At 36.6% G+C, this 13,662-nt stretch carries 12 protein-coding genes; 11 read left to right on the top strand and 1 reads right to left on the bottom strand.

Annotated features, from left to right (window positions below; translation table 11 throughout):
• Nucleotides 1–13: 13 nt before the first annotated feature.
• The 4 genes from J7E44_RS04360 (at nt 14) to J7E44_RS04345 (ending at nt 5,879) form a co-directional block, all read left to right on the top strand.
• The gene (locus J7E44_RS04360; protein WP_214825951.1) at nt 14–1,459 is read left to right on the top strand and encodes an MFS transporter; all 1,446 of its coding nucleotides are present in this window, start codon (nt 14–16) and stop codon (nt 1,457–1,459) included.
• Nucleotides 1,460–1,664: 205 nt separating this feature from the next.
• Entirely contained in the window at nt 1,665–2,786 is a 1,122-nt protein-coding gene (locus J7E44_RS04355) for an endo-1,4-beta-xylanase (protein WP_214825949.1), read from the top strand.
• 28 nt (nt 2,787–2,814) lie between these two features.
• A complete protein-coding gene (locus tag J7E44_RS04350) occupies nt 2,815–3,783 on the top strand; it encodes a glycoside hydrolase family 43 protein (protein ID WP_214825947.1) in 969 nt (322 codons plus the stop codon).
• A 62-nt stretch (nt 3,784–3,845) separates the two neighbouring features.
• Nucleotides 3,846–5,879, top strand: coding sequence for an alpha-glucuronidase (locus tag J7E44_RS04345; RefSeq protein WP_214825945.1), 2,034 nt, complete (start codon nt 3,846–3,848; stop codon nt 5,877–5,879).
• Nucleotides 5,880–5,934: 55 nt separating this feature from the next.
• Here the strand turns inward: J7E44_RS04345 and J7E44_RS04340 are convergent, their stop codons facing one another.
• A complete protein-coding gene (locus J7E44_RS04340) occupies nt 5,935–6,528 on the bottom strand; it encodes a hypothetical protein (RefSeq protein WP_214825943.1) in 594 nt (197 codons plus the stop codon).
• A gap of 177 nt (nt 6,529–6,705) precedes the next feature.
• Between J7E44_RS04340 and J7E44_RS04335 the strand changes: the two genes are divergently transcribed.
• The 7 genes from J7E44_RS04335 to J7E44_RS04305 all read left to right on the top strand — a co-directional run bounded on the left by J7E44_RS04335 (nt 6,706) and on the right by J7E44_RS04305 (nt 13,346).
• A complete protein-coding gene (locus J7E44_RS04335) occupies nt 6,706–7,578 on the top strand; it encodes an AraC family transcriptional regulator (RefSeq protein WP_214825942.1) in 873 nt (290 codons plus the stop codon).
• An 87-nt stretch (nt 7,579–7,665) separates the two neighbouring features.
• The gene (gene fsa / locus J7E44_RS04330; protein WP_214825940.1) at nt 7,666–8,319 is read left to right on the top strand and encodes a fructose-6-phosphate aldolase; all 654 of its coding nucleotides are present in this window, start codon (nt 7,666–7,668) and stop codon (nt 8,317–8,319) included.
• Nucleotides 8,320–8,323: 4 nt separating this feature from the next.
• A complete protein-coding gene (locus J7E44_RS04325; protein ID WP_214825938.1) occupies nt 8,324–9,172 on the top strand; it encodes a transketolase in 849 nt (282 codons plus the stop codon).
• A gap of 11 nt (nt 9,173–9,183) precedes the next feature.
• The gene (locus tag J7E44_RS04320) at nt 9,184–10,143 is read left to right on the top strand and encodes a transketolase family protein (RefSeq protein ID WP_214825937.1); all 960 of its coding nucleotides are present in this window, start codon (nt 9,184–9,186) and stop codon (nt 10,141–10,143) included.
• Nucleotides 10,144–10,246: 103 nt separating this feature from the next.
• Nucleotides 10,247–11,431, top strand: coding sequence for a galactokinase (galK, locus tag J7E44_RS04315; protein ID WP_251040471.1), 1,185 nt, complete (start codon nt 10,247–10,249; stop codon nt 11,429–11,431).
• Complete coding sequence (locus J7E44_RS04310) at nt 11,400–12,464, top strand: UDP-glucose--hexose-1-phosphate uridylyltransferase (protein WP_315941750.1); 1,065 nt, start codon at nt 11,400–11,402, stop codon at nt 12,462–12,464. The genes galK and J7E44_RS04310 overlap by 32 nt, the downstream gene beginning before the upstream one ends.
• An 84-nt stretch (nt 12,465–12,548) precedes the next feature.
• Entirely contained in the window at nt 12,549–13,346 is a 798-nt protein-coding gene (locus J7E44_RS04305) for an HAD family hydrolase (protein ID WP_214825935.1), read from the top strand.
• Nucleotides 13,347–13,662 lie beyond the last annotated feature (316 nt).

Here is a 13,662-nt window from a genome sequence, read left to right as displayed (position 1 = left end):
ATAAACTATTAAAATGAACAACTCATCCCAAAAAATATCTGTTATTGAGAAAATTGGCTACAGTTTAGGAGACCTAGCAGCCAATCTGGTTTTCCAGACGCTCGTAACATATTTAGCGTATTTCTACACAGATATTTATGGATTAAAACCGGAAAATGCCTCTATCATTACACTCACCGTCGGATTATTGGCTGGTTTTGTCTTCAACCCAATGATTGGTGCTTTGGCAGACCGAACACGAACAAAGTGGGGGAAGTTCCGTCCGTGGATTTTGCTGTCTGCCATTCCGTTGGGTGCAGCAGCGCTTTTAGCATTCAGTACTCCTGATTTTTCGTATAAAGGAAAAATGATTTATGCAGCAGTCACTTACTCTGTATTACTATTGCTTTACGCGGCCAATAATTTACCTTATGCTGCTTTAAGTGGTGTAATCACAGGCGATATGGGTGAGCGCAACAGTATTTCTTCTTATCGTTTTGTAGCTGTAATGTTTGCGCAATTTTTTGTTCAGGTATTTATGTTACCGATTATTTTATCTGCAGGACATGGCAATAAAGCGGCCGGAATCGAAGTGGTAATGACTTGGTTAGCGATTATAGGAACAGCAATGTTACTGATAACATTTTTCACCACCAAAGAAAGAGTGGTTCCAAAACCGGAGCAAGAATCGACTTTAGGTGCTGATTTAAAAGACTTAAAGAAAAACAAGCCCTGGATTATAATGTTGGTGGTTACGGCATTGATTTTCATTACATTGGCAATGAAGGGAGGTTCGTATGTATATTATTTTAATAACTATGTAGATGAAGCTTCTCTTCAGCAATTTATATCACCAATAACCAATTTCTTCAATTCCATTGGGATGAATTTCTTTGGTGAAGATGCACGTTCAGCAGGTTTCGGACTTTTCAATGCCGGAGGAATCATTATGATGATTGTCGGAATCACTTTCTCTAAAAAATTTGCAGACAAATATGGCAAAAGAGATGCGTTTATTGCTTCATTGTTTATATCAACTTTATTTGTAGTGGCCTTTATTTTCTATCCGCCAAAATCTGTTGGATTGATGTTTTTGTCGCAGATTTTACACGGTTTCTTTTACGGAATCGGTACACCTTTGCTTTGGGCAATGATTGCTGATGTCGCGGACTATTCCGAATGGAAAAATAACAGACGGGCAACTGCCATTATTTTTTCGGCAATGATGGTAGGCTTGAAGGTAGGTTTAAGCATCGGAAGCTCATTAGTCGCATATATTATTGGTCAGTATGGTTATATCTCCTCTGAAGGTGCGGTAAACGTGATACAGCCGGAAACAGTTTCCGCAGGTGCAAAAATGCTGGTCAGTGTATTTCCTTCCATTCCTTTCTTTTTAGCGTGTGGACTGCTGATGTTTTACGAAATCAATAAAAAGATGGAAATTAAAATCGAGCAAGAACTTAAAGAAAGAAGAAAGTAAAAAAACAAATCAGAAATGTTTTTTTTCTCGCAAAAAGAGCTCTGTTTAAGCCGGACTGCGTATGATTAGTGTTCAAAAAATATTGGCGAGATTAATAAAAAATAAGTACGAATGGGCTTTAACCCGTTCAATACAATACAAGGAAATGGCTTTAGTCAAAATTTAAAATAAGTTTCATCCAAAGCCAAATGAAAATAAAAAGCTTATGAGAAAAATAGCAGCATTATTAGGAATTTTAACCTTGACCGTATCGTGTAAGACAGCAGGCAATGCAGCTTCTGCGGTGACCCTTAAAAATGCATTCAAGAATAAATTTTACGTCGGAACAGCAATGAGCCTTCCGCAGATTGACGAAACAGAGGCCAATTCTGTTGGGATCATTAAAAAGCAGTTTAGCTCTATTGTTGCAGAAAACTGTATGAAATCTATGTTTCTGCAACCGCAGGAAGGAAAATTCTTTTTTGATGATGCCGATAAATTTGTAGCTTTCGGAGAGAAAAACAAAATGTTCATTATCGGTCATACGCTGATTTGGCATTCTCAGTTGCCCAAATGGTTTTTCATTGATAAAGATGGAAAAGAGATTTCAGCAGAAGTTCTTAAACAAAGGATGAAAAATCATATCACTACGGTTGTAAGCAGATACAAAGGTCGGGTGAAAGGTTGGGATGTAGTCAATGAAGCCATCATGGAAGACGGTTCTTACCGTAAAAGTAAATTTTACGAAATCCTTGGTGAAGAATTTATTCCCTTGGCATTTCAGTATGCTCACGAAGCAGATCCAAACGCAGAATTATATTACAACGATTACAACGAATGGTACCCCGAAAAAGTTCAGACTGTTAGCAAAATGGTTGAAAAATTGAAAACCAAAGGAATTCGTATCGATGGAGTTGGTATGCAGACACACGTTGGTCTCGATACACCAAAGCTTGATGAATATGAAAAAGCAATTGTAGCCTATGCAGCAAACGGCATTAAAGTGAATGTTACCGAAATGGAGATTAGTGCACTTCCTTCACCTTGGGGAACTTCTGCCAATGTTTCAGATACCGTGGAATATCAGGCAAAAATGAATCCTTATACGACAGGTCTTCCCGAAAATATAAAGACAGAATGGGAAAACCGTTATCTGGATTTTTTCAGACTCTTCATCAAACACCAGGATAAAATAAGAAGGGTGACATTATGGGGTACTACCGATGCACAATCGTGGAAAAATGATTTTCCTGTAAAAGGAAGAACCGACTATCCGTTGCTTTTTGACCGGAATGGTCAGACAAAACCTGTGGTGGAAAAAATCATTCAGCTGACAAAAGAAAAATAATTCTAATATCTAACTTCTAATTAAAACAATGAAAAAAGCAAAATATCTATTCCCGAAGGATTATATGGCAGACCCCTCTGTACACGTTTTTGAAGGCAAATTGTACATCTACCCGTCACATGACTGGGAAAGTGGAATGGAAGAGAATGATAACGGAGATCATTTTGATATGAATGATTATCATGTTTTTTCTTTAGACGATGTGGAAAATGGTGAAATCAAAGATCATGGTGTTGTGCTTTCCGTGAAAGATATTCCCTGGTCGGGAAGGCAGTTATGGGATTGCGATGTAGCGTATAAAAAAGGAAAGTACTATATGTATTTTCCTTTAAAAGATAAAAACGATATCTTCAGAATAGGTGTTGCAGTAAGTGATAAGCCCTACGGACCATTTGTTCCGGAGAAACATCCGATGATGGGAAGTTATAGCATCGACCCCTGTGTTTTTGAAGAGGATGGAAAACATTATATGTATTTCGGCGGAATCTGGGGTGGACAATTACAACGTTACAGAAATAACAAAGCCCTTGAATCTGCTATTCTTCCCAATGATGATGAACAGGCAATTTCTTCAAAGATTGCTATTTTAAGAGAGGATATGCTGGAATTCGGAGAAGAGCCGAAAGATGTTCTTATTCTTGACGAAAACGGAAATCCTTTACTCCATGGCGACAAGCATCGTTTTTTTGAAGCTTCCTGGATGCATAAATACAATAACAAGTATTATTTTTCTTATTCTACCGGTGATACACATCTAATATGTTATGCAACAGGAAACAATCCCTATGGTCCATTTACTTTTCAGGGAGAAATTCTGACACCTGTTGTTGGATGGACGACCCATCACAGTATTGTAGAATATAACGGGAAATGGTATCTTTTCTTCCATGATTGTGTTCCGAGCGAGGGAAAAACATGGCTTAGAAGCATGAAAGTCATTGAACTCGAATACGACAGTGATGGTAAAATTAAAACCATTGAAGGACTCGATAATTAATCAATATGGATGGGTTTTTAACCCATTTAACAGTTATTTAAATAAAAAAATTAAAGAATCCAATGCGTTATTTCCGATTATACATCATATTGTTTTTAATGATTCCTTTAACGGTTTTGGCCGAGGATGGAAGTCTGCTTTGGCTTCGGTTTCCTGCAAAAAATGGAGTTTCAGCAGATAAAATTATTTCTAAAGGAAACAATCCAACTTTAGAGATTGCCAAAAAAGAATTAATGAATCATTGGCAGGGTCAGGAAATTGAACTTCGCACGGAAAAATCATTAAAAAATTTAAAAGGTGGTTATACGATAAAATCGATTCAGAACAAACTGGTTATTTCTGCCGAAAAAGAAATCGGATTGCTCTATGGGGTCTATCATATTTTACGTTTGCAGCAAACAAAGTCAGCTTTAACAAATCTTAATATTACAGAAAAACCTTCGTATGATGTGAGAATTCTCAATCATTGGGATAATCTGGATGGAACAATTGAGCGTGGTTATGCCGGACATTCTCTTTGGAAATGGGAAGATTTACCGCATTCAGTTTCTCCCAGATACGAAGAATATGCAAGAGCTAACGCTTCGATTGGAATTAATGCAACTGTTCTTAATAATGTGAATGCATCTCCAAATATGCTACGTAAAGATTATCTTGGAAAAGTTAAAGTTCTGGCAGACCTTTTCAGACCTTACGGAATCAAAGTCTATCTTTCAGTCAATTTTTCATCGCCAAAAGTTTTGGGTGGATTACAGAATTCGGATCCTTTGAACAAAGATGTTCAGGAATGGTGGAAAGATAAGGCTTCTGAAATATATAAATTAATTCCAGATTTCGGCGGGTTTTTGGTGAAAGCGAATTCCGAGGGACAACCCGGTCCACAGGATTATGGAAGAACCCATGCTGACGGAGCGAATATGATGGCAGATGTTTTGAAACCCTACGGTGGAATCGTCATGTGGAGGGCTTTTGTGTACAGTCCAAGTAAAGAAGACCGTGCAAGACAGGCTTATCTGGAATTTGTTCCTCTTGATGGAAAATTCAGAGATAATGTTATTATTCAGATCAAAAACGGACCTGTTGATTTTCAACCCCGGGAAGCATTTAATCCACTTTTTGGAGCTTTGAGAAAAACTCCTGAAATGGTTGAATTTCAAATTACTCAGGAATATTTAGGGCAGTCCAACCATCTGGTTTATCTCGCGCCCTTATTCAAGGAAACTTTAGACAGTGATACCTATTCTGACGGAACTGGTTCTACGATTGCTAAAATTACGGATGGCACTTTAAGACCTGCAAAAATTTCGGCGATCTCGGCAGTTTCTAACATTGGGGAAGATAAAAACTGGACGGGACATCATTTTGCACAGTCCAATTGGTATGCATTCGGACGTTTGGCATGGAACCGGGATCTGACCTCTGAACAGATTGCTGATGAATGGATCAAAATGACATTTACGGATAATGATAAATTCGTTAATCCTGTAAAAGAAATGATGCTCACTTCAAGGGAAACAGCAGTGGATTATATGATGCCTCTTGGCTTGCACCATATTTTTGCATCAGGACATCATTATGGCCCTGAACCTTGGGGAGATTATAAAAGTGGAAGACCTGACTGGTCGCCAGTATATTATCATCAGGCAAATGAGATGGGAATCGGTTTCGACAGAACAAAATCCGGAAGCAATGCAGTTTCTGATTATTTTCCTCCATTAAATGAAATCTATGGAAATATCAAAACCTGCCCAGAAAACTTGATTCTATGGTTTCATCATGTTCCCTGGGAGTATGAGATGAAGGATGGGAAAACTTTGTGGGAAGAATTATCATACAAATATGATACAGGGGTTAAAAATGTACGGGGGTATCAAAAAGTCTGGGATAAAATTCAGCCTTATATTGATGAAGAACGATTTACAGAAGTTCAGTCTAAATTGAAAATTCAGGCAAAAGACGCTGAGTGGTGGAAAGACGCTTGTCTGTTGTATTTTCAGACCTATTCAAAGATGCCGATTCCTTATGACATCGAACGACCGGTTCACGAACTGGAAGATTTGAAGAAGATTAAACTGAATATGGGACATCATAATTAAAAAAAGCAGCTCTTCCGAAAGGTAGAGCTGCTTTTAATATGTATGAATCTATATTTTATTTAAGAGCAATAATTTTACTGAATATATTACCGTTTTTCTCTACTGCGATGATGTAACTTGGAGAGGTTTTGGGATCCAGTTGGAATGTTAAACTGAGTTTGCCATTTTTTGCGAATTTAGTTTCACTATAGTAGATATTATCTGAAAAATCCTGAACAGAAACGTTTACAGAACCTTTCATGTCTTGCATATTGAGTTTTACAATATTGTCGTTGATCGTAAATTCCGGCTTGATGATTTCGGTAACCGGTTTTTTTTCAACCATCAGATTTTTATTTTGGATACTGATTTTATATTTTTCAATTTTATAATCAGATTCTGCAACCAGATAATAAGTTCCGTCGGATAAAGTTTCAAGATTATATGATTTCGAAATGAAATTTTGATCTCCTATTTTCTCAGAATATATTTCTCCCTGGTTATCATTGTATACAAACAGGGAAATATTTTGCGCGTTGCTCACTTCAAAACTAAAGGTTTTAGAATTTACATTTCCGAATGATACAGAAAAGTCTCTGTCTTTACTCATTACATCTGCTGAAGTTAAAATAAACACAACAAATAGACTGATTTTTAATAGATTATTCATAATAAAAGTGTTTTATGTTTGCTGATACTGATACTGCAAATGTATAGTGTTTCTCTGTTGGATTTTAGAATGTAATTTTCATATTTATGTTCTATATTAACCTTAATTGTATATTATTTAAATATTAACAGTTAATTTTGTAAATATTATTTTATAACTTTGATTGAGAATTAAATTATGAAACACCACAGTCCCGCATTTGAAGCTGTCAATCCTAATATAGGAAGCAGTTTTACGAGCCTTAAGTTTCAGAGAAATGAGAATATCAAATCTCACGTTTGGCATTATCATCCTGAGGTTGAATTGATTCTGGTAAAAGGGGGATCCGGCAAAAGGCAGATAGGAAGTAATATCTCATACTTTACTGATGGTGATTTGGTGCTGATTGGCAGTAATTTGCCACATTGTGGTTTAACCAATGAAAATACCAATAACGATTACGAAATGGTGATTCAGTTTAAGCCTGATTTTCTGGGTGAAAAGATTTGGGAAAATCCTGAAATGGCAAAAATTCACGCAATGCTCGAAAAATCAAGAAGTGGAATGGTCTTCGGCGACGATGTCAAAAAAGCAATGAGAAAAAAAATTTCGCAGATGCATCAGTCAGAATCTTTAGAAAAGCTGTTGAAATTTTTTGAAATTCTACACGAGCTTTCTGCCACGGATAATTACAGAATTCTTAATGCAGGAAAATATTACCTGCAAACTCAGGTTGAGGATAATGAAAGGATCAATCATATCTTCAATTATGTGAAAGATCATTTTAAAGAGCAGATAACTTTGAAAGAAATTGCAGATTTGGCGAATATGAAAGTGCCTTCTTTCTGCCGTTATTTCAAGAAAATCACCAACAAAACCTTTACCCAATTTGTAAATGAATACCGGATTACACATTCTCTGAAACTGCTCGCTGAAAAACCATTAAGCATAACAGACGTTTGTTTTGAAAGCGGTTTTAATAATTTCAGCTATTTTAACAAAACTTTTAAGGAATATATAAAGAAAAGTCCTTCTCAATATCGTAAAGAGTTTAATTATGTCATGCAATGATGCTTTTCTTCAAAATAAATTAAACTAAAATTGTTTATTTCATTTGTTAAGTGTATTTTTAACACTTAAAAGATTAAACAACATTTTATGAAATTTTTTATAGACACTGCCAATCTTTCTATGATTGAAGAAGCCCATGCTTTGGGTGTTTTAGACGGCGTTACAACCAATCCTTCTTTAATGGCTAAAGAAGGGATTTCCGGAAAAGAAGATATTCTTAACCATTATCTTAAAATTTGCGATATTGTAGATGGTGATGTAAGTGCCGAAGTTATAGGAATTACTTATGACGAAATGATTAAAGAAGGAGAGGAATTGGCGGCACTGCATCCTCAGATTGTGGTAAAAGTTCCCATCATCAAAGACGGTATCAAAGCCATTAAATATTTTTCCCAAAAAGGAATCCGAACCAATTGTACCTTGATTTTTTCTTCAGGACAGGCTCTTCTGGCTGCAAAAGCCGGAGCAACGTATGTTTCGCCTTTTTTAGGCAGGCTGGATGATGTTTCTACAGATGGCTTAAATTTAATTGAAGAAATCAGAACCATTTATGATAATTACGGTTTTGAAACACAGATACTGGCAGCTTCTGTAAGACACAGTATGCACATTATCAATTGTGCAAAAATAGGTGCTGATGTTGTTACCTGTCCTTTACCTCCCATTTTGTCATTGCTGAAACATCCTTTAACAGACAGTGGGTTGGATCAGTTTATCAAAGATTCAAAAAAAATGAAATAATTATATGCAGCACGATCTTTTAAAACTCAAAAATATCGCTTCCCAGGTGAGAAGGGATATAGTAAGAATGGTTCATGCTTGTCAATCGGGTCATCCCGGAGGTTCGCTGGGATGTGCAGACTTTTTGGTCGCTCTGTATTTTGATGTGATGAAAAGAAATGAAGGATTTAATATGAGTGGAAAAGGGGAAGATGTATTTTATCTTTCCAATGGCCATATTTCTCCGGTTTTTTATAGTGTTTTGGCACACGCAGGATATTTCGATAAATCAGAATTGGCAACTTTCAGAAAGCTAAATTCAAGATTGCAGGGACATCCTACCACACATGAGCACCTTCCCGGTGTTCGGGTAGCATCAGGCTCTCTAGGGCAAGGCTTGTCGGTAGCAATCGGCCATGCAGTGGGTAAAAAACTAAACAAAGATGAAAATTTAGTATTTACCCTTCACGGCGACGGCGAATTGCAGGAAGGACAAAACTGGGAAGCCATCATGTACGCTTCTCACAATAAGGTAGATAATCTGATTGCAACTGTAGATTATAACGGTCAACAGATTGACGGACCGACTTCAAAAGTACTTTCTTTAGGTAATCTTAAATCCAAATTTGAAGCCTTTGACTGGAATGTGCTGGAAGTAGAAAATGGAAATGATATGGAGGAAATTCTTATTGCTTTAGATGAGGCCAGATCGTTGACAGGAAAAGGCCAGCCGATTTGTATTCTCCTGAAAACAGGAATGGGTTACGGTGTAGATTATATGATGGGAAGTCACGCCTGGCATGGAAAAGCACCTAACGATGAGCAATTGGCAAAAGCATTAGATCAGCTTGAAGAAACTTTGGGGGATTATTAAACAGATATCAAATGAAAAAATATACTTACACAGAAAAAAAAGATACCAGAAGCGGTTTTGGAGCTGGTCTTGCTGAACTAGCAGACAAAAATCCTGAGGTTGTGGCTCTTTGCGCGGACCTTATCGGTTCATTGAAAATGGAAAAATTCATAGAAAAAGCACCAGAGCGTTTTTTCCAGATCGGGATTGCGGAAGCGAATATGATTGGTATTGCCGCAGGTTTGGCAACGGAAGGTAAAATTCCGTTTACAGGAACATTTGCCAACTTTTCTACGGGAAGAGTGTACGACCAGATTCGTCAGTCTGTTGCCTATTCCGATAAGAATGTGAAAATCTGTGCTTCACACGCAGGTCTTACTTTAGGCGAAGACGGTGCAACGCATCAGATTCTGGAAGATATCGGTTTGATGAAAATGCTTCCGGGGATGACTGTTATCAATACTTGCGACTACAATCAGACCAAAGCAGCAACTATTGCTATTGCAGATTATGAAGGTCCGGTTTATCTGCGTTTCGGAAGACCTGTAATTCCTGTTTTTACGGATGAGAATCAAAACTTTGAGATTGGGAAAGCCTGGATGGTGAATGAAGGAAAAGATGTTACCATCGTTGCGACCGGTCATTTGGTTTGGGAAGCAATAAAAGCGGGAGAACTCCTGGAAGAACAGGGAATTGATGCTGAAATTATCAATATCCATACTATAAAGCCTTTGGATGCTGCTGCTATTTTAAATTCAGTAAAAAAAACGCGGTGTGTTGTTACTGCCGAAGAGCATAACAGATTAGGAGGTTTAGGTGACAGTATTGCTCACCTTTTGATCACAGAATATCTTGCCCCTCAGGAATATGTTGCGGTAAATGACAGTTTTGGAGAAAGTGGAACACCTGATCAACTGATGGAAAAATATGGGCTTACAGCCGGTGACATCGTGGAAGCTGCAAAAAAAGCAATGAAAAGGAAAATTCATTAATTTAAAAATACCTGCTTTTCTTTTTTAAATATTTCTGGCAAAAAGATAGAATTAAATTTTAAGGCTCAATTCATTTAAAAAAAGAAAATTGCAGTCATTGATAATGGAGAAATTAATCAATTATACAATAGAAGCATTCCAATCGGTATTCGAGTCCGAGCCGGAAAGTATTTTTCTGGCTCCGGGACGAATTAATATTATCGGTGAGCACGTAGATTATAGCGATGGTTTCGTACTTCCTGCTGCTATTGACAAATATATCTGCTTTGCTGTAAGAAAAGTTGATAATTCGGAAAATTGCACCTTTTTTGCTAAAGACTTTGACGATTCTTTTAGTTTTAATATCACCCAAAAGCAAAGTCCGGTTTCACAGATGTGGGTTAATTATTTATTGGGTGTATTTAATGTTATTCAGGAAAGCGGAAAAAAGATCGGAGGTTTACAAGTTGCCTTTAGCAGTACCATTCCAATGGGTTCCGGTTTATCGTCGTCAGCAGCTTTAGAATGCGGATTTGCTTTTATTCTCAACGAACTTTTTGATTTAAATTTAACAAAGAAAGATTTAGCTCTCATTGGTCAGAAATCCGAACACACCTTTGTCGGTGTGAAGTGTGGAATTATGGATCAGTTCGCATCCGTTTTTGGAAAAGAACATCAAGTGATAATGCTGGATTGCAATTCCCTGGAGCATCAGTATTTCGAAGCCAATATAGAAGGTTATAGTCTGGTGCTTTTCGACAGTTGTGTAAAACATACACATCTTACTTCCGGCTACAATGACAGGAGAAAGGATGTTGATAAAGCTAAAAAGATATTATGGAAGAAGTTTCCTGAAGTTGAGAAATTCAGAGACTTCAGTTTTTCAATGCTGGATGAAGTGAGAGCAGAAATAGGAGAGACCTCCTACAAAAGAAGTCTTTATCTTTTAAAGGAAATCAAAAGAGTTGAAAAAGCTGCCAAAGCTTTGTCAGAAGGTAACATAAAATATCTGGGTACACTTCTTAGTGAAACGCATTCCGGACTTTCCACTGAATTTGAAGTGAGTTGCAAAGAACTTGATTTTATGGTAGAGGAGACTTTAAAGGAAGAAGGTGTCTTAGGCGCAAGAATAATGGGCGGCGGTTTTGGAGGATGCAGTATCAATCTTATTAAAAGTGAGAATGTAGATGATGTGATTGAAAAAATAACCCAAAAATACAAGGTAGATTTTGGTATCGAAATGAAAGTGTACCGCGTGAAAATATCGGATGGAATCAATGAATACGAAAGAAATGAATTTATCATTTAATCAGAAAAAACATCCTCATAGAAGATACAACCCTCTTTTGGGTGAATGGATCCTGGTGTCTCCACAAAGAGCAAGCCGCCCCTGGCAAGGACAAACCGAAAAAGTTTTCGAAGAAAAACTTCCTATTCACGACCCAAATTGCTACCTGTGTTCAGGAAATCTGCGTGTTAATGGTGAAAGAAATCCTGATTATAAAGGCGTCTATGTTTTTGATAACGATTTTGGTTCATTGATGAAAGATGATGTTGAATTTACTGAAGAACAATCTGATCTTTTTTTATTAAAGCCAGAACGAGGGATTAACAGGGTCATTTGTTTTTCTGAAAATCACAGTCTTACTTTACCGCAAATGGAAGTAAACGATATAAAAAAAGTGGTTGATGTATGGCAACAGCAATATGAGGAATTGGGAGCTGAAGATTATATTAATCATGTTCAGATTTTTGAGAACAAAGGCAATGTAATGGGATGTAGCAATCCCCACCCACATGGGCAGATATGGGCACAGTCTTCAATTCCTTCTTCAGTTTTGAAGACGATGGAAAATTTTAAAAAGTATTTTAATAAAAATAAAAAATCACTTTTAGAAGTCTATCTCAAAAAAGAATTAGAGCTTAAAGAAAGAATCGTTCTGGAAAACAAACATTTTGTAGCATTAGTTCCATTTTGGGCGATCTGGCCATACGAAACGATGATCATCAGCAAACAAAAAATTGAAAATATCCTGCAGTTTTCCGAACCTGAAAAGCATGCTCTGGCAGAGATTATTAGCCTTATGACGACCAAATATGATAATCTTTTTGAAATTTCTTTCCCGTATTCAGCAGGAATTCACCAGTCACCAACTGATGGAAAACCACATCCGGAATGGCATTTCCACATGCATTTTTATCCGCCCTTGCTGCGAAGCCGTGAAGTGAAAAAATTTATGGTTGGTTACGAAATGCTGGCAGAATCACAGCGAGATATCACACCAGAACAGAGTGCTGAAATATTACAAAATCTTTCCATTGTGCATTACAAAAATCTATAATTAAAAGTGTTTAACTTTGCACTGTAAATTTAATTGAATTATAATCAAGAAGTCCAATTTGATTTTCTTGTAAAGAATATTATTATGACAGATATTAAACTGATTGTCACAGATATGGATGGCACGTTTCTCAATTCAGATTACAAAGTAAGTCCTAGCTTTCCTACCATTTTCGAAGAACTAAAAAAAAGAAATATATTGTTTGTCCCTGCGAGCGGCAGACAAATGCCCGGTATTACCCAATATTTTGAAGACATTAAAAATGATATCGGCTTTATTGCAGAAAACGGAGGATATGTAGTTTATAAAAATAAAGAACTTTTCGCTGATAAATTAGATAATAAATTTATTGTTGATATTGTAACGGCTATACGTCAAATTCCTGGTGCCAGAGCAGTTTTGTCTGCAAAAAAGAAAGCCTACTATGAAAGTGATGATCAGCAATTTATTGATTATTTTACAAAATATTATACTGAAAATCAAAAAGTAAATAACTTGACAGAAGAGGTAGATGATGACGCATTCAAGATCGCAGTTTATCATCCCGGGGGTTCCGAAAAGAATCTTTATCCTTTCCTGAAAAAATTCGAAGAGGACAATCTGGAAGTCGTTATATCCGGAAAATATTGGTTGGATATAATGAATAAAGACATCAACAAAGGCAATGCATTAGAAAAATTACAGAATCTTCTTAATATTTTGCCCTCCCAGACAATGTCTTTCGGAGACTATATGAATGATATTACTATGCTGGAAAAATCAAAATATTCTTACGCAATGGAAAACGCTCATCCTTCTGTAAAGAATGCTGCCCGTTTTTCTACACTTTCAAACGACGATTTTGGTGTGTTAGAAACAATTAGTGAGTATTTGAAAATTTAGTTCACGCCTGAAGGTCAGAGGGACTTTCAGTTTTAAAAATGTAGCATTAATAGTATATAAAATTTCGTCTCTAGAATAATTGCAATTCCATGACTTATATCCTTATGTTCACCTGGTAATTTGACTGTATCTCAGATTAAAACTCTTTACCTCGTTTTATTGCAGAGCCTTCTCATAGCAATTGAAAACTCCTTTACGGAAACGAACAATCCCGACAAGCTCGTATTTTTTCTTTGTATATTAACAACTATTGCAATCACATACAGCAGTTAAAATCTTTCATACTGATTTGATTAGAGAAGCTCGGCATACATAT

Source organism: Chryseobacterium sp. ISL-6 (genome assembly GCF_018613715.1).
GTDB classification, from domain to species: Bacteria; Bacteroidota; Bacteroidia; order Flavobacteriales; family Weeksellaceae; genus Chryseobacterium; species Chryseobacterium paludis.
This window is presented reverse-complemented; position numbering and strand designations above follow the sequence as displayed.